The sequence below is a fragment of the Autumnicola edwardsiae genome (genome assembly GCF_031846505.1).
Taxonomy (GTDB): domain Bacteria; phylum Bacteroidota; class Bacteroidia; order Flavobacteriales; family Flavobacteriaceae; genus Autumnicola; species Autumnicola edwardsiae.
Map to the genome: position 1 here is coordinate 1 of NZ_JAVRHP010000067.1, position 17,449 is coordinate 17,449.

13 protein-coding genes, 1 tRNA gene and 1 pseudogene are annotated in these 17,449 nt (G+C 41.0%); 4 read left to right on the top strand and 11 right to left on the bottom strand.

The genetic code is table 11. The features are described from left to right. The 3 genes from RM529_RS12160 to mce all read right to left on the bottom strand — a co-directional run. Window positions 1-544 (bottom strand): hypothetical protein (locus RM529_RS12160; protein WP_311485052.1); only part of this gene is annotated, 544 nt, incomplete at its 3' end. A 479-nt stretch (window positions 545-1,023) separates the two neighbouring features. Beyond that, a tRNA-Ile gene (locus tag RM529_RS12165) sits at window positions 1,024-1,097 on the bottom strand. A gap of 144 nt (window positions 1,098-1,241) precedes the next feature. After that, complete coding sequence (gene mce / locus RM529_RS12170) at window positions 1,242-1,676, bottom strand: methylmalonyl-CoA epimerase (protein ID WP_311485053.1); 435 nt, start codon at window positions 1,674-1,676, stop codon at window positions 1,242-1,244. 117 nt (window positions 1,677-1,793) lie between these two features. On the opposite strand from mce, the gene rbfA reads away from it, so the two are divergent. Together rbfA and RM529_RS12180 are read left to right on the top strand one after the other, a co-directional pair. After that, window positions 1,794-2,189, top strand: a complete 396-nt coding sequence (rbfA, locus tag RM529_RS12175) for a 30S ribosome-binding factor RbfA (protein WP_311485054.1) — start codon at window positions 1,794-1,796, stop codon at window positions 2,187-2,189. 1 nt (window position 2,190) lies between these two features. After that, window positions 2,191-3,393: an ABC transporter permease gene (locus RM529_RS12180; protein WP_311485055.1), complete on the top strand. Its 1,203-nt coding sequence runs from the start codon at window positions 2,191-2,193 to the stop codon at window positions 3,391-3,393. A gap of 200 nt (window positions 3,394-3,593) precedes the next feature. Here the strand turns inward: RM529_RS12180 and RM529_RS12185 are convergent, their stop codons facing one another. From RM529_RS12185 to RM529_RS12200, 4 genes are all read right to left on the bottom strand, one after another. Next, entirely contained in the window at window positions 3,594-4,460 is an 867-nt protein-coding gene (locus RM529_RS12185) for a CPBP family glutamic-type intramembrane protease (RefSeq protein WP_311485056.1), read from the bottom strand. Between the two features lie 110 nt (window positions 4,461-4,570). Further along, window positions 4,571-5,563: a tRNA dihydrouridine synthase DusB gene (gene dusB / locus RM529_RS12190; protein ID WP_311485064.1), complete on the bottom strand. Its 993-nt coding sequence runs from the start codon at window positions 5,561-5,563 to the stop codon at window positions 4,571-4,573. 343 nt (window positions 5,564-5,906) lie between these two features. Continuing rightward, window positions 5,907-8,312 carry a TonB-dependent receptor domain-containing protein gene (locus RM529_RS12195; RefSeq protein ID WP_311485057.1) on the bottom strand — a complete coding sequence of 802 codons (2,406 nt, stop codon included), beginning with the start codon at window positions 8,310-8,312 and terminating at the stop codon, window positions 5,907-5,909. Window positions 8,313-8,427: 115 nt separating this feature from the next. Next, a complete protein-coding gene (locus RM529_RS12200; protein WP_311485058.1) occupies window positions 8,428-10,191 on the bottom strand; it encodes a glycoside hydrolase family 3 protein in 1,764 nt (587 codons plus the stop codon). A 151-nt stretch (window positions 10,192-10,342) separates the two neighbouring features. On the opposite strand from RM529_RS12200, the gene nagB reads away from it, so the two are divergent. Further along, window positions 10,343-12,277, top strand: coding sequence for a glucosamine-6-phosphate deaminase (gene nagB, locus RM529_RS12205; protein WP_311485059.1), 1,935 nt, complete (start codon window positions 10,343-10,345; stop codon window positions 12,275-12,277). Window positions 12,278-12,420: 143 nt separating this feature from the next. After that, window positions 12,421-13,377, top strand: a complete 957-nt coding sequence (locus tag RM529_RS12210; protein WP_311485060.1) for an N-acetylmuramoyl-L-alanine amidase — start codon at window positions 12,421-12,423, stop codon at window positions 13,375-13,377. Window positions 13,378-13,389: 12 nt separating this feature from the next. Here the strand turns inward: RM529_RS12210 and RM529_RS12215 are convergent, their stop codons facing one another. The 4 genes and pseudogenes from RM529_RS12215 to RM529_RS12230 all read right to left on the bottom strand — a co-directional run. Beyond that, a complete protein-coding gene (locus tag RM529_RS12215; protein ID WP_311485061.1) occupies window positions 13,390-14,616 on the bottom strand; it encodes a C40 family peptidase in 1,227 nt (408 codons plus the stop codon). Between the two features lie 71 nt (window positions 14,617-14,687). Continuing rightward, window positions 14,688-16,295: a glycoside hydrolase family 10-like protein gene (locus tag RM529_RS12220; protein WP_311485062.1), complete on the bottom strand. Its 1,608-nt coding sequence runs from the start codon at window positions 16,293-16,295 to the stop codon at window positions 14,688-14,690. An 8-nt stretch (window positions 16,296-16,303) separates the two neighbouring features. Beyond that, window positions 16,304-17,122 carry an N-acetylmuramic acid 6-phosphate etherase gene (gene murQ, locus RM529_RS12225; RefSeq protein WP_311485063.1) on the bottom strand — a complete coding sequence of 273 codons (819 nt, stop codon included), beginning with the start codon at window positions 17,120-17,122 and terminating at the stop codon, window positions 16,304-16,306. A gap of 81 nt (window positions 17,123-17,203) precedes the next feature. Then, window positions 17,204-17,449, bottom strand: a pseudogene (locus RM529_RS12230) (glucose/galactose MFS transporter); the annotation flags it as partial.

The window sequence follows — 17,449 nt, forward strand, 5'->3', positions numbered from 1 at the left end:
CGGCCAAGGATAAAGCTATACTGTAGTAATTAACGGCAAGCTCATTATATTCATCAGAAAAGGATTCTAAGTTGCTGTATTCGGCCATATCTGTATATAGCCGGCCGGCGAGGGTATAATAATAAGCATGTATATATTCGGGGGCCTTTTCAGGATCTACCTCTTCTAAAAAATCCAGCGCTTCTTTATACATACCTGCAGTAACATTGATGTCTGCCAGGTCTAAAAAAGAATCTGCGATCAATCCTTCATCATTCAATGCTACAGCCAGCCTTCTGCTTCTTAGTCCGTAAGCAAAAGCCGAGTCTTGATTAAAGACATTATATTCCTGAAAGAGATCCTGGGTAAGCTGGTATTCCTGTAGTTTATCGTCTACCTCTTTCATTAAGGTTCGTAAACTGTCAATGCGAGCGACCTTCTGCCGGTCAAAAAAAGAAGTTTTTTGTATGGTTTCTTTTAATTCCTTTATAATTGAATCGGTTTGTGAAAAGGCCGGTAAGGAAGTAAAAAGAAGTCCTAAAATTACTATTGTGCTTAGGCGCATTCCCGCATTTTTAATGAAGAGATTATACTGAACAAGAATTTAATTCTGGATAGCAAGATATTAAATGAAAACGGAATAAAAGGTAAATACTCTTAGAAGTACTTTTACTGTTAAAAGTTTTCTTAAGAAGGTGATTCATTGATTTTCGGTGTTTTATACATTATAGTACAAACATTTTATCATGAATTCCAGATCTTGCTATAGTTAAGTGTTTACGGTTCTATTCAAATTAACACAAAATTTTTCCTTCCAATTACGATTGCGGTTTTTAATACATCAACAGACTTATTTCAAACCTCCTTGAGATAAAATATGTAATTTCAGCGCCATCAAAATGTAAATATAATAGAAGATCATCTTAAAGCAATTGATAGATCTACCAATGCCTAAGAAATTTTATGGAAAATGTTGTACCTATGTTGTACCCAAGCAAAAAAAGAAAGGCTCTCGATTTCTCGAAAGCCTTGTCTTTACTGGCGTGGTCCCACCTGGACTCGAACCAGGGACCACCTGATTATGAGTCAGGTGCTCTAACCAGCTGAGCTATAGGACCGGCTCATTTGGTGTTATGAGGGCGCAAATTTAGATAATTCTATTTTACGCAGCAAACATTTCTTTTTTATTTTTATAGATTTCATCATACTACAACTTCAAGGCACTTAAGCATACCATTCCGTCGCCCAAATTTCGCATTTCCTTATAAATTCTTCTTTTCTGCAAAATTATGAGAGGGGATTATTTCCTGGCACAGTTCCACTAAAACCCCATTAGAACTTTTTGGATGCAAAAAAGCGATCAGTTTATTGTCGGCGCCCTTTTTTGGAGCATCGTTTAAAAGCACAAAACCTTCAGATTTAAGCCGCTCAATTTCTGCTTCAATATTATCTACGGCAAAAGCCATGTGGTGAATCCCTTCGCCGCGCTTTGCTATAAACTTAGCCACAGGGCTTTCAGCATTAGTTGCCGCCAGCAGTTCAATTTTACTGTCCCCAATCTTAAAAAAAGAAGTAGCCACACCCTCACTTTCCACATTTTCGGTCTTATAATGTGCTGCACCCAAAAGGGCTTTATAGGTTTTATTTGCCTCTTCCAGATTATTCACGGCTATGCCTATATGTTCTATTTTCTTCATTTTTATCTCTTTACCTTTGTACCAATAGTTTTTGTAAAAGTTACCAACCTTCCAGGTTATTTCACGATTTTAGGAAGATAAAAATACTATAATCTTTAAATATGTTATTTTTGCACTATGGAAGAAACTAACAGACAAAAGAAAATAGGGGGCGTACTGCAGAAAGATTTGGCCGATATCCTTCAGAATAACTTAAGGGATGCGGGCAAAACCGGCATTTTGATATCGGTTTCCAAAGTTAAAGTCACTACAGATCTTTCTATAGCGAAGGCATATCTTAGCGTTTTTCCGCCTAAAAATGGTAACGAAATTTTGGAAGAAATTAATGCCGTAAAGCCAAAAATTAAACACGAAATGGCACAGCGCACTAAAAACCAGCTGCGTAAAATGCCCGATATTAATTATTATATCGATGATTCTCTTGAATACATTGAAGGAATTGAAAAATCCATAAAGGGAACTGAAGACCCTATTTCTAATCCTGATCTACTGGACCGAAGGAAAAAGTCGTGACTTGAAATTTTCACTCTACATCGCCAGGCGATACCTTTTTAGCAAAAGCAGTAATAACGCGATTAACATTATTACCATTATCGCCGGGATTGGCGTTTTTGCAGGTGCTTTTTCCCTTTTTATAGTACTCTCGGGATTTTCGGGACTGCGCAATTTCAGCTTGTCTTATACCAACCAATTCGATCCCGATCTTAAAGTGCTTCCGGCTACGGGAAAAATAATTTCCTTTTCTGAAGAACTCTCGGCCGATATTGGCCAAATTCAGGGGGTCACCAGTTTCAGTAAAGTTATTGAAGAACGGATTTTTCTCGACTACCGTTCAAAAAACCACACCGCTTTTATTAAAGGTGTGGACGAAAATTACCAGCAGGTAAATAATATTGAAGAGGCTATTTTTGACGGCACCTGGCTGGCTTCCAGTGAACCACAGGTCGTGGTGGGCATTGGGATTAGCCGACTTTTAGGATTAAGCACGTTTAATTATAACGAACTGCTGAATATCCTGGTTCCCAAACCCGGAAAAGGTCAAATCACTAATCCTATGAATGCTTTTAATAAAAAGCAGGTGATCGTTAGCGGAATTTATTCGATTAACGAAGAGCTGGATTCCAAATTTGTCTTTTCCAATATCAATTTCGCCCGGAATTTGCTGAATCTGGATGATAATCAATATTCTGCTTTGGAATTAAGACTGGCCCCGGGAACAGATCCTGAAGTAGTTTCAGAAAAAATTAAAGCACTGTTTCCGGAAGAGGTGATTATTAAAGACCGGGCTCAGCTAAACGAAGTGCTCTACAAAATGCTCAATACCGAAAATCTCGCGGTATACCTCATCTTCACATTAGTGCTGATAATTGCCCTTTTTAACGTGGTAGGCTCCATCATTATGGTGATCCTCGACAAAAGGGAGAACATAAAAACCCTTTTTAGCCTTGGCGCCACCCCAAACCAGATAAAAAACATTTTCTTCCTGCAGGGGATGCTCATGTGCGTGGTAGGCGGTACCATTGGGCTTGGAACCTCGGTATTGCTTATTTATTTACAATTGCAGTACGACCTGGTAATGATCACGCCCAGTTTAGCTTATCCCGTAGCGATTACTGCGGAAAACATATTAATTGTGATCCTGACTATCGGAATTTTAGGTTTAATAGCCTCTTACGTCGCCGCAGGCCGAAGCAAAAAGGCTTTAAGAGCGGTTTAGTTCCTCCCGTTTTCATCTCTTTACTCCTGCAAGGTTTCCAAAACCTTATGGGTCTTTTTCAGGAGTTTTTCGATTCTTTAGTATATTATATCGCACTTTAAGGCATTCAAAATATGAAAGGTTTATCAGCTTTCATACCTCTAAGATTTACGAAAAAACTGTTAGGAACAGGTAAATTCTGAATTTCTGGTACAGCTAAATTAGCGTAGGATTAGATCTCTCTTCAAAATATTCTTCAATTCCTTTCTGGACATTCCTTTTTCACTTTTAATTTTAACGTCTATCCATCTATCCTCATATTGCCTGATCCCCTGGATATTGAGAGAATCCAATAGGCCAGATAAACTGATATCATCTGCATTAACTGAGTATATAACATCTTTATCGAACTTACTTTGAAGGTACGAAGTGTTTTTAAACACGTAAACTTGTTCTACAATACTTACTTCAAAATTTTCATTTGATTCTTTTACAATAATTTGGTTATGGAAGAAAATTACTTCAAACACCACAACTATTAAATTAAAGGCCGAATGTTGAATAAACGACCAAATAAAGCCCAATTTGATTCTAGTGTAGCTTAGAAGAAATCCTCCAATCAACTGGTTTCCAATCATAAAAGGTGCTAAAGCAAAAAAGAGGTTTTCATTATTATTAAAATTCATTAGATGAATCAACCCAAACAGGATAACCAACAGATATAGGAAGTATTTAAAAACCGAGCTCCATCTTTTTTTCAACCAGCCTCTGGAAAAAAAATTGATTAACCGCACTAAATAATTTCTTTTGTACTTTAAAGGAAAGCGAAAAATAAATTCTTCAATAAGCGGCGCTAATAACACTACCAGAATAAATAGAACTACTGGATGCGAATCGTCTAAAGGGATTTCAAGTTCTACAAGATGAGAGGTAATAATATACAAGAATCCTAAAAATGGAAATATCAACAAGACATCCATTAATAAAATATTCAAGGTTACCTGTACCTTTTTTCTGAAGCTAAGATTTAATTCAGTCTCATCAGGGTGCTTTATCCAGTGATAAATGTTACCATAAAGTCTTATCATCTATTCAACAACAAAATTTATTTCTTAAAGTGGACCTCCCTTTTATTCTTGATCTAACAATAATATTCTCAAAGAGAACATTCGTGAATTCGTGGCTAAACTAAAAACAGCTACGCAAATTCAAATCCGGAAAATTCCTTCTCCACCTCATCAAAAGCAGCAAAAACATCGGCTGCATCATCGCTGGTCACCATTTTCATACGGTATTCTTTAAAGTGCGGAATTCCTTTGAAGTAATTGGTATAATGCCTGCGGGTTTCAAAAACGCCCAGCTTCTCCCCTTTCCAGTCGATGGACATTTGTAAATGCCGTCTCGCCGCCTCAACCCGCTCCTGAAGGTTTGGCGGCGCAAGGTGTTCTCCGGTTTCGAAATAATGTTTCACTTCTCTAAAGAACCACGGATAGCCGATACTGGCCCGGCCAATCATCGCGCCATCTAATCCGAATTTATCCCGCATTTCAATAGCTCTCTCGGGCGTATCTACGTCTCCGTTTCCAAATACCGGAATATGCATCCGCGGATTGTTCTTTACTTCTGCAATTGGCGCCCAATCGGCTTCACCTTTGTACATCTGCGCCCTTGTGCGCCCGTGGATGGAGATGGCCTTACAACCCACATCCTGAAGCCTTTCTGCTACTTCCAGTATTTTAATAGAATCGTGGTCCCAGCCCAAACGTGTTTTTACAGTTACAGGAAGGTTGGTGTGTTTTACCATGGCATCGGTAAGGGAAACCATAAGGTCGATATCCTTTAAAATTCCTGCTCCTGCTCCTTTGGAAACCACCTTTTTCACGGGGCAACCAAAATTGATATCAATAATATCAGGTCCCGATTTTTCCACAATTTCGACAGATTGTAGCATAGATTCCAGGTTGGCACCAAAAATCTGAATTCCCACAGGCCGCTCTTTTTCATAAATATCCAGCTTCATCACGCTTTTCGCAGCGTCGCGAATAAGCCCTTCAGAAGAAATGAATTCCGTATAAACCACATCTGCACCCTGTTCTTTACAAAGCGCCCTAAAAGGAGGATCGCTCACGTCTTCCATTGGTGCAAGCAACAACGGAAATTCTCCTACATCTATGTCTCCAATTTTAGCCACAATAATTATTTTGATTGCAAAAGTATGAAAAAAGTAAATCCCACCCCAACCCTCCCGAAGGGAGGGAGTTAGATCCTCCATAAAGTTAATCTTTGTTCTTCAGGACAATATGATATAGCAGGTCGATAATTGGCATTTTCAGGACATGGTCTGTAACCTAAAGCTCCGCCTGTCAGTTTGAGCGGAATCGAAAAGGGTTTTAGATCAATAAATATTCTTGTTAAGCAGAAGCACTTCAGCACGTCGATAATTGCCATTTTAAGAGCATGACTCAAACTTCGCATTATCCACTACAGAATATACTTTTGAGTATAAAAGTTCCCCCTTCGGGGGCTAGGGGGATTTACAATCTATCCCTTTCGGCGGCTTCAATGCTGCGCTCATTATCGCTAAGCCTGAAGTTTCCGAAGTTATATTTAAAGCCAATCCGCACATATTGCGTTTCCTCCTGCGCGAGGTAAGAATTATCCTGGTTAAGATACCTGGAAGTAAGCCTTGTGTTGGTTTTATTCAGAATATCTTCAATATTAAGCGTTAATACGGCCCGGTTGTTCCACAGGCTTTTTCGCAAACCTACAGAAAGCATCGCCATTGGCTCGAGCTGATAAGATCCCGAAATGAAATCTGAAATATACACCCCGGTAAGGGTTCCGGAGAAAGTACCGTCTTTAGAAAGCGTAAAGCTGTTGTACAACTGTCCAAAAAATCCATCAACTTCATTGGTTACTTCCTGGTTGTCACTTTCTATCGCCACAAAAGTATTCTCATCATGAAAAACTGAAGTATACGCCTGTGCATACCAGAAATTGGTAATGGAGCGACCGTGGAGAATATCTATTCCATAAGAAACGCTGCCTAAAAGGTTTACACTCACCCTTCTCAAATTTTGAGATGCATTGTCCTGGAAAGAAAGAACTTCTGGTGACCTGCCGTAATCCCTGTAGTATAAATCGAAAAAGTACTGGTTCTTCAGCGAATAATTTAAATTGAAATTGTTGCTGATGGAAGCACGCAGGTTTGGATTTCCGGCGTTGTAATCATTCTCATTAAGGAAATACCGGAAAGGATTGAGGCTATTATAATCTGGCCTTGAAATCCTGCGGCTGTAGTCCAGTGTAAAACTATGGTTTTGTGACACCTGGTATTGAAGATAGGCCGTTGGGAATAATTCAAAATATTCCTGCGTGTTCACCTGGTTCATAGAAAGTGAATTCCCTTCAAGATCTGTATATTCCCCGCGAAGACCACCCTTAAAACTCCAGTTCTCCCAATCCCGCTGTATACTTGCATAAACAGCATAAACTTTCTCGTCGTAGATAAATTCATCAGACAAGTTATCGTAAAGGGGCTGCAGTGTTGCTGCATTAAAATAATCTATAGCACTTTCAGAATTAATAGAAGAAAGTTTGAGTCCGCTTTCAAAACTGGCTTCTCCAAGGGCAGAAGAAAAATCTGCCTGTGCGGTAAAAATTTCTATTTCCTGGGCCGCATCGGTATCAAAATTTATATTCTGAATAAAATTTCCGGCTGCATCAAAATAATCGGAATTTACAGATTGAACACGATCCTGGTCATAAGCCGTAAAATGCCCTTTGGCAGAAAATTGTGCGCCGCTTTCAAAATCGTGCGTGTACTGAAGGTCAAAAGCGATGTTCTTAAGATCTGTTTCCACATTACTATTGGTCACCAGCGTAGAATCCAGGGATCTTTGCGCATCTCTGAATTCCGAATAAACATCATTTTCCCAGTCGATATTTGGTGAAATAAGCACGTTGGTGGTAAAGCTTAGGGTATTTTTATCGTCCAGGGAATAATCCAAAATAGCGTTGGCATTGTGCGCCTGTGATCGCGTTACCCTGTCAAAATCTGTATTCCAGCGGGAGAAAATGTCTCCGTTATTATTTCTGAAGTTAATATAACTGTCATCCTGCTTAATTTCCTTACGCGGACTAAAACTGTAATTGGCAAAAAGATTCAGCTTTTCAGTCTTATAATAATGGCTGGTCCCAAACTGGTATTTTGGATAAATGGCCTGCGTGTAATTTCCCTCTACACTGCCTTTGTAACCAGGGGTAAGCGCTTTTGAGGTATTAATATTAAGAATAGCACCACCTTCAGCCTCATATTTCGCGGGAGGATTGGTAATAACTTCTATAGATTTTATGTTTGCTGCAGAATAGCTTTCCAGCAACGTCTGTAACTCATCTGAAGTCAGTTGCACCTTACGGTCATTAATATAAACCGCTACGCTTTCATTTTTTACAAGAAGGTCCCCCTGCACCTGGATCACTCCGGGCGTACTTCTCAAAATATCCCAGGTACTCCCGGTGGAAAGCGTGGAATTTTCCACATCAAAAACAAGCCGGTCCACCTGTTTTACTATATTTGGTTTCCTGGTGGTGATGGTGACCTCATCCAAATCTGAAGAAGATTCCTGTAACCGGATTGTGTTTAAACGGGTATTTCCCTCTACACTAATTTTCTTCTGAAATTCTTCATAACCAACAAACGTCACCTTCATCAAATAATCGTTAGATGCCACGTTGTTAATAATGAAATTACCTTTTTCATCTGAAACTGCACCTTTATAAAAAGTAACAGAATCCTGAGCACTTAGCAGTACCACATTCGCGTAAGCTACAGGTGCGCCGCTGGCCATAAATTTACCGCTAACTTCGTGTTGAGCGTAAGAATAATTAAAGGCTATAAACAGCAGAAAAAACAGGGGGGTGGTGGGGTTCTTAAACATTCAAATAAACTTCTAAATATCAAAAAATCACGCAAATATAAACTTTCCACAATAATTGTTTATACTTTTAGCAAAAAGGTTGAGTTATTTACAATCATTCTTGAAAATATGAATTTCAGAACAAGAGGAAAGTTCTGTAAAGCCTTAAAAGTGCGGGTATATTGGCTACTGTTAAACCTTCCCCGGCACCGAATTTATTTCCTATACTTACAGGGAGTTTTCCCGAAGCCACAGATTTTCCTGCTATAAACCCGGCGGTAACTTTTTGCGCCGTTTCAGAATCCTGATAGGCAACGATCAAGCCGTTGGCATTTTCAATTCCTTCAATTTTATCTATCACATAAGGATTTTTAAAGAGGCTGAAGATGGTATTTTCTCTATTGCCAAGCTGAAGGATTAGATCTGCAACATCTTCAGAAAAATTAATATTATTCCGCGGTCGCGACTGTGTATCGTGAATCGCCACAAGAAGAAGGTCGAAATTTGCCAATTTTCGCACTACATTCTCAACCTCCTCTTCGCCCGCTTCTTCCGAAAGCTGAAAATTCTCCAGCTCGTAATTTTTCTTCAGATTTTTCTGAAAAACCGATTCTCTTTCCACTCCTATGGAAAGTGATGCTATTTTCCTCTCCTTTTGCTGAAGCGGCAACAGCATGTTTTCATTTTTCAGAACCGTAAGAGAAGCTTTTATAAGATCTTCATTTAGTTCTTTTGCTTTAGGAGTATTAAGTTCCTTCAGAATATTAGCTGCTTTCGAAGGCTGATAATTATCTAGCCCAACCCACTGTTTTATAGCTAAAATCTTCCTGCACCTGGCATCAATTTCTTCCTGAGTGATAAGCCCCGCATTTATTGCAGCGCGGACTTCTTCTATAGCCCTGGGAACATCCTCGCTGTATTCCAGCATATCGTTTCCCGCCAAAATTGCGTCATTATCCACCACCCCGGGAAGATTCCCCAAAGTCACACCCTTCATATTCATAGCATCTGTCACCACTAATCCTTTAAATTCAAGCTGTTCTTTTAAAAGTCCGGTAATAATAGGTTTGGACAAGGTGGAAGCGACTCCGGTAGAGTCCAGCGCCGGAATATTAAGGTGGGCGACCATCATCCCTCCCACCCCGGCTCTAATCAATTCCTTAAACGGATATAGCTCCAGCGAATCCAGTCGCGAAAACGGATGATTAATCTGCGGAAGCCCATAATGTGAATCGGTATCTGTATCTCCATGGCCGGGAAAATGCTTTGCTGTTGCCAATACACGCCCGTCCTGCAGGCCTTTCATATAAGCTATTCCTTTCTCTGCCACGTTGTGTTTATCTTCGCCAAAGGAGCGGTAATTAATCACAGGATTTTCTGGATTGTTGTTTACATCTACCACCGGGGCAAAATTTAAATGCAGCCCTGCCCTTTTGATCTGGCGGGCGATTTCCCGTCCCATTTTATAGATCATTTCCTCATCCTGGATTGCTCCCAGCGCCATCTGGTATGGATAACTTATGGTGTTGTCCAGCCGCATTCCCAGGCCCCATTCGGCATCAATCGCTCCCAGTAACGGCACATTGGCAGCTCGTTGATATTCATTCATCAATTTTACCTGTGCTTCTGGATTTCCCTGGAAAAATAAGAGTCCGCCTACCTTTTGCTCCTGTACCAGCTCCAGGATTTCATTTTTGTGCGCTTCCCCCCTGTTAGAAAAAGCCGCAACCATAATAAGCTGAGCAATTCTTTCATCTGGAGACAAAGTAGTCATCACAGAATCTACCCATTTACTGTTTTTATATTTCAGAAAATCGGGATTTCCAGATGTGGAAAGCTGTGACAAGGCCGGAGCGGTAATCAGGATTGCCAGAATATATATCGAAAGTTTTCTCTTCATGCTGCTTATTTCTTCGGAAGTCTAAAATAGGTAATTTGATCTATAATTACTTTTTTAAACCAAAAATGACCAGGATTAGATTCTTCTTCTTAATTTTAATCTTAATTTTTGTATTTCACTGAATATTAAGTGCTAAAAACAGCTTTCCCGTATGGCCAGATTAAATTTCCTGGAAGAAACAAGATTCGAAAAACTTCCCGTTCGTGTTTATAAAAATGAAGAAATTGCTTCAAAAAAAGTAGCTCAAAAAATTGCAGATCTTATACGGCGCAAAACACAAGCTGGAGAAAAAACTGTACTGGGCCTTGCCACGGGAGCAACACCGGTAAGGGTTTATCAGGAATTAATACGACTGCACAAAGAAGAAGAACTCAGTTTTGATAATGTGATCACGTTTAACCTGGACGAATATTACCCAATGCAACCGGATGCTTCCCAGAGTTATGTGCGGTTTATGGATGAAAATCTTTTTAACCATATAAATATAAGGAGGGAGAATATTCATATTCCAGATGGAACTTTACAAAAGGAAGATATTGCGCAGTACTGCCTTAACTATGAAAAAAAAATCACCAAAGCTGGTGGTCTGGACCTGCAGCTCCTGGGAATAGGTAGAACGGGACATATTGGGTTTAATGAGCCGGGATCTGCCCCTAATTCCGGGACAAGGCTGGTCACTTTAGACGATCTCACACGCCGGGATGCTTCCCGCGACTTTGGAGGTAAAGAAAACGTTCCTACCAAAGCCATCACTATGGGGATCGGGACTATTTTTAAAGCTCACGAAATTGTCCTGATGGCCTGGAGCAGGAAAAAAGCGCCTATAATTAAAAAAGCTGTGGAAGGTGAAATTTCAGGTGAAGTTCCCGCCACCTACCTTCAGTTAACAGATAATGTAGAATTTGTACTGGACAGGGCGGCCGCTTCAGAACTTACGCGGTTCAACACACCCTGGCTCGTAAAAGACTGCAAATGGACCGATGAGCAGATAAAAAAGGCAATTATCTGGCTCTCCAACAAGATTCAGAAACCTATCCTCAAGCTAACAGATGAGGATTATAACAGCCACGGAATGGCAGAACTGGCTACAGAAAAAGGCCCTGCCTACAATATTAACATCAAAGTTTTCAACCAACTGCAGCACAGCATTACCGGCTGGCCCGGAGGAAAGCCCGATGCAGACGATTCCCAGCGGCCGGAGCGGGCAGTTCCCGCCAGGAAAACATCGCTGATTTTCTCCCCACACCCAGATGATGATGTTATCTCTATGGGTGGAACTTTTATACGCCTGGTAGAACAGGGACACGAAGTGCACGTAGCTTACCAGACTTCGGGAAATACTGCGGTTTGGGATACCGATGTGCTGAGGTATGTGGAATTTGCTATAGATTTTGATAAAAGTTTAGGTAAAGACACTTCTGAGCTGGAACAGACTTATGAAGAAATGCGCACTTTTCTTCAGAAAAAGCAACCCAATCAGGTAGATATCGAGAAAATCCAGCAGGTAAAAGCCTTTATAAGAAAATCTGAAGCCATTGCCGGCGCAAGATATGCCGGGCTGGACGACAAGAACATTCATTTTATGGCTTTGCCTTTTTATGAAAAAGGAAAGTATGTCAAGAACCCGGATACTGAAAAAGACGTGGAATTAACCATGGAACTCCTTCAGAAAATTAAACCGCAACAGGTTTTTGCTGCCGGGGATTTTGCAGATCCTCACGGCACCCATATCATTTGCTTCGAAATTATTAAGGAAGCTATGCAAAGGCTTCAGAAAACCGAAGAATGGACAAAAGATTGCTGGCTCTGGATGTACCGCGGCGCCTGGCAGGAATTCCCAACGCACGAGATAGAAATGGCGGTTCCCCTTTCTCCTATTGAAGTAAAAAGGAAGAGACACGCCATATTTCAACACCAGTCACAAAAAGATCGTCCCGTTTTTCCAGGTGACGACGAGAGGGAATTTTGGGTAAGAGCCGAAGAAAGAAACAGGGAAACTGCCGTGAATTACCACAATCTTGGCCTTGCAAACTACGAAGCCATGGAAGCTTTTGTGCGGTGGAAATTTGATGGTAAAAAGGAGTAGCAGCATTTTTTCCTGCAAGGTTTTTTTTAACGTTGTAGGTATGAAAAGCAACCAAACTTATAAGGTTTTAAAAACCTTATCCCACTTTCCCGCAAAGGAACATTCTTTTTAATATTTTTACGGGAATAAATCCATTGGTTTCTATGAAGAGTATTAGTATTAAGACTGTTTACCGCCTCACGTTTTTTCTTCCTCTTTTCTTGCTACTCAATTCCTGCGCCACGAATCCCTACTCCAAAACCAACCGGGTTTATAAGAAACAGACAAAAGCCTTTGCTAAGGAATTACAGATTTCTCCTGAAGAGGAAATTGCTAAAAATCCTAATATAAAATATGGCGATTATTGGGTTGGAACCACAAATTTTAACCTTAGGAGGCCAAATTACGTGATCCTGCACCATACCGCCCAGGATTCTGTAGAACAAACCTTAAACACTTTTGTAACTCCCGAAAGGCAGGTGAGCGCCCACTACGTGATTGGCCACAACGGCGAAGTTTACCACATGCTCAACGATTATTACCGCGCGTGGCATGGCGGAGTGGGAAGCTGGGGCACAACCACCGACCTTAATTCTGCCTCTATAGGAATTGAACTCGACAACGACGGCTTTGAGGAATTCAGCGATGCGCAAATCGAAAGTTTAATTGAAGTACTTAAAATGCTAAGGGAAAAATATAAAATTCCGGCGCAAAATGTGATTGGCCATTCTGATATTGCACCTTCCCGGAAAGTTGATCCCAGCGTTTTCTTTCCTTGGGAGAAATTAGCTGAAGAAGGCTTCGGAATTTGGTATAACGAGGAAGTTGTGGACAATCTTCAGTTGGAAAGTGAATTCTACAATTACGATAAGCAATTGCTGATCATGGAAAAGCACTTTCCGGGCCGAAAATTGCCATTTTTGGACCGTCTCCTTTTTCCGAATATTATTCCTTCAGATTTTAATTATGTAGATGCACTGAAGATTATTGGATACGATACCAGCACTTTAAGCTCCACAATCCAGGCTTTTGAGCTTCACTTTATCCAAAAAGACGTAAATGGAATCCTTAACGACTACGATCTAAAGGTTTTATACGATATTTATCGCAAATCCTTCTAAAAATGGTCTTTTTCACTCTTCTTTTGAATAGGAATCGGTGAAAATGTCCTTTTTATTAAGATAAGTTAGCCCTTCGCCCTCCTGGTCCAGCAAACGTTTGGTCCTAAGATACCGATCGTAGTTAAAATCGTCGTAATTAGGCGCCTCTTTAGCCACACTACTCACATGCACACTGCCCGAAGAGTGAATAAATTCGTTATTTCCAATCCACATGCCCACGTGCACCACTCTTTCTGAAGTTGAATCTGTAGCCGGCCTCCCGAAGAATAAAAGATCGCCGGGGATCAGTTTTTCAAAATTTCGGGTGGAATCTATGAGTTTTCCGGTGTGGACCTGCTGGGAAGCATCCCGCGGAATCACCATTCCGTTTAAAAAGAAAATGGTTTTGGTGTAACCGCTGCAATCCACGCCTTTGGCCGACGTGCCTCCCCATAAATAGGGCAGTCCCATTAATTTTTTTGAAGTAGCAATCAGGTCGTCACCTTCAGGATCGAGTTCCTGCAGCCACTCCATATACTTTTTTGCTTCATTTTGCTGAATAAAAGCCGTTCTGCCATCGGGATATTCCACCTCAAAATATCCGTTTTCTTCGCCGGAAAGTTCCAGAATAGCGCCTGCCACCAAATCTGAAACCACTCCTGAATTTTCATCTGCTTCCGCATAAGAATTTCCGAAGGGCTGCAGGTAAATAAGCTTTTCTGAAGATTTCCAGTCCTTAAATTCTTCATCAGAAAAAACCTGCACTCCTCCCCCATCAACCCAGGACAAATAATCGTCCGGCGTCTGGATTAAATACCAGTTATCTTCTTTTTTATAGACCTTTACGGGCGTGCCAAGAGTCGCCTGTGTAACTAATTCTGAAGAATGCGCAGCCTCGCCGCGAAGGTTTGCCACAGAAATTTTAATCACTCCGTGCTTCATGTTCTCCATGTCCTCCTGCGGAAGAATTTTAATGCTATCCCGAAAATTGACATTTTCGGACTCTAACTTTGCTTTCAGGTTGTTTACGGCTTCAGGAAGATTGGATTCTCCTTTTAAAGTATAGCTATCCTCCATTTTTTCGGCCTGAATATCAAATAAAGCAACGCGCTTGTCTGGTGCAAATTCCTTTCGCACCTCAGCAATAGTTTTTTCGGCTTTATTCTCGTTTTTTTCCTCTTTTTGATCACAGGAAACTGCTATAAACAAAAGAAAAAGGGTGAGTAATTTTATTTTGTTAATCGATTTTATCATGGTCATTCATTAAAATTCATCATTTTGATTCCACAGGTACGAAAATTGCCAAATTTGAAGGTGCTCCTAAAAAATAATTACTGAAGCACAATTTCTTTAAAATTACTTTCATTTCCTGTACGATCTACGGCCGTTATCCCTATTTTAGTAAAATTCCTGGCATTGTGCAATGTAAAATTTCGTTCATTCTGATTCAAAATCTTATAATCCCATCCGGAATTTTCATATTTGAAGTACAATACCCACCTGAAAACATCCTCAGGGTCCGGATGTTCCCAAGTTAGCGCTAATTTATCTTCAAATTTTGAAATATTCAACTTTGGAGCTTTCGGAGCTTCATCATCTAGCCACGGACTCGCAGGCACCAAGGCTTTTTTCCTGTACGGACCTTCTTTTAAAGCATGCGCGAGTTCCGAATTTTTCATAATCGGGCCAACGTTCCAGTGCACCGCTCCCCGACTGTCAAGAATTCCGCGGGTAATCATTAATTGGTTCGTAATTTCATCGGTATCTTTTTTTTCCTCTTCTCCAATAAGGGCGTCATTAATACCCGGCCATAAATGCCTGTTTTCAGTATTTTCATCCTTCCACCAACTCAATAAAACCGGAAAACTCTGTGCCACCTGGTTGATCTTCCAATATAGCTGAGGGGTAAAATAATCTATCCAGCCTTCATTTAACCACAATTTTGCATCTGCATAAAGTTCGCTGTACTGGTCCATTCCTTTTATAGAAGCCGGGTGGCCGGGACGCCAGATCCCAAACGGACTAATCCCGAATTTCACATGCGGTTTTTCAGCTTTAATTTCAGAATAAATCCGTTTTACAAACTTATTTACGTTGTCCCTTCTCCAGTCGTCCCGGAGCAGTTTTCCTCCTTCTGTTTTGTATTTTTCCCAGCTAATGTTGTCGGGAAATTGCTGCTTTCCGTTATAAGAAGCATAGGGATAAAAATAATCATCAAAATGGACGCCATCGATATCATAACGCTGCACAATATCCATCACCACGGCGGCAACGTGATCCTGTGTGCCTTGTTTGGCAGGATCCATCCACCAGAACCCGTTTTTAAGCTTCGTCATAAGCTCCGGCCTTGTTTTTACCAGCGACTTTTCAGAAATTTCACCACCAGTGGTATGGTAGGCGCGATATGGATTTAGCCATACATGAAGCTCCATCCCACGGTTGTGCGCGGCTTCTGTCCAGAATTTTAAAGGATCATAATATGGTTGCGGTGCTTTTCCTGTTTCGCCGGTAAGAAAGTAGGACCATGGCTCCAAGTCGCTCTCATACAACGCATCTGCCTGCGGTCTTACCTGCAGGATCACCGCATTAAAATTGTGCTCTTCCAGAAAATCCAGGATTTCCAGCGCTTCCTGCTGTTGTTGGCTTGTGGTTAAATTCCGTTGGCTGGGCCAATTAATATTTGCCACGCTGGTCACCCAGGCAGCACGAAATTCGGCTATTTTAAGCGGGGCTTCAGATTTTAGAGTTTTCTCCTCTACAACTTCCGGAATTGCAGGCGGTGGTGGCGGTGACACTTTTTCTGAAGAAGGAAGTGTATCTTTTATTTCCGGTTTGGTGGTTTCAGAAGGTTTAGAAACAGTGGGTTTTGTGGTTTTACAGGAATTAAATAGTAATAGGCTGCAGAAAACCAGAACAAACAAAAAAATTCTTTGGGACATAAAACGCTTTAGCTTTTTTTATAAACAGATATTACTTTTCTTACACTTTTGTGCTCTTTCAATAGTTGCGCGGCTTCTTTTTCATCAACTCCAAGCTCGTCCCTAATCATTCTTGTACCGCGGCCTACCAGCTTCTTATTGGATAACTGCATGTCTACCATTTTATTTCCTTTTACGCGACCAAGTTTTATCATCACGCTGGTAGAGATCATATTCAGGACCAGTTTTTGAGCGGTTCCCGCTTTCATCCTGGTGCTGCCGGTTACAAATTCGGGTCCTGTAATTACCTCTACAGGAAATTCTGAAGCTGCTGCGAGTGGACTTCCCGAGCTGCAGGTAACGCAGCCGGTGGCAATTTTGTTTTGACGTGCATCTTTAATTCCGCCAATTACGTAAGGTGTTGTTCCCGAAGCTGCTATTCCCACGAGCACGTCTTTTTCTGAAATTTGATGTTGCTGAAGATCTTTCCATGCCTGCTCTGTGTCATCTTCGGCGTTTTCCACAGCTCTCCGCAACGCTCCGTCCCCTCCGGCAATGAGTCCGATAACTTTATTATAATCCACACCAAAAGTCGGCGGACATTCTGAAGCATCCAGCACGCCAAGTCTCCCGCTGGTACCGGCGCCAATGTAAAAAAGCCTTCCGCCCTGCTCCATTTTCTGAACAATTACCTCAACCAATTTTTCGATTTTGGGAATAACTTCTTCAATCGCCTCGGGAACGGTTTTGTCTTCCTCATTAATACTGGAGAGCAGCTGCGAAATGCTCATTTTTTCCAGGTCGTTATATTTTGAAGATTTTTCGGTATCGGGTTTATGATGTTCCATGTAAAAGTTTGACGCAAAGGTTAGCTAAAATTTTATTTTCCGAAGAAAGTTTTATTTCTGAAAATGAAAATTTTCAGAGTCTTATGCTTTTCTGATTTTATGTCCGGCAACCGCGTAATATAGTATGAATAAATAAAGAGGCACAACAACCCAGTATGCCAGTTGTTTATCCATCGCCCCTGCAAGAGCCCCGTAAGCCAGGGGAATAATTGCACCTCCTGCAATTCCCATAACCAGTAACGAAGAAACAGTTTTAGTTAATTTTCCCACATCAGCGAGGGCCAACGGCCAGATTGCCGGCCACATTAGCGAATTTGCCAATCCCAG

Excerpts from the sequence above, each read along its gene's own strand:
- mce (WP_311485053.1), bottom strand. The coding sequence starts at position 1,676 with ATGAAGAAAATAGAACATATAGGCATAGCCGTGAATAATCTGGAAGAG.
- rbfA (WP_311485054.1), top strand. The coding sequence starts at position 1,794 with ATGGAAGAAACTAACAGACAAAAGAAAATAGGGGGCGTACTGCAGAAA.
- RM529_RS12185 (WP_311485056.1), bottom strand. The coding sequence starts at position 4,460 with ATGATAAGACTTTATGGTAACATTTATCACTGGATAAAGCACCCTGAT.
- RM529_RS12195 (WP_311485057.1), bottom strand. The coding sequence starts at position 8,312 with ATGTTTAAGAACCCCACCACCCCCCTGTTTTTTCTGCTGTTTATAGCC.
- RM529_RS12200 (WP_311485058.1), bottom strand. The coding sequence starts at position 10,191 with ATGAAGAGAAAACTTTCGATATATATTCTGGCAATCCTGATTACCGCT.
- nagB (WP_311485059.1), top strand. The coding sequence starts at position 10,343 with ATGGCCAGATTAAATTTCCTGGAAGAAACAAGATTCGAAAAACTTCCC.
- RM529_RS12210 (WP_311485060.1), top strand. The coding sequence starts at position 12,421 with ATGAAGAGTATTAGTATTAAGACTGTTTACCGCCTCACGTTTTTTCTT.
- RM529_RS12215 (WP_311485061.1), bottom strand. The coding sequence starts at position 14,616 with ATGACCATGATAAAATCGATTAACAAAATAAAATTACTCACCCTTTTT.
- RM529_RS12220 (WP_311485062.1), bottom strand. The coding sequence starts at position 16,295 with ATGTCCCAAAGAATTTTTTTGTTTGTTCTGGTTTTCTGCAGCCTATTA.
- murQ (WP_311485063.1), bottom strand. The coding sequence starts at position 17,122 with ATGGAACATCATAAACCCGATACCGAAAAATCTTCAAAATATAACGAC.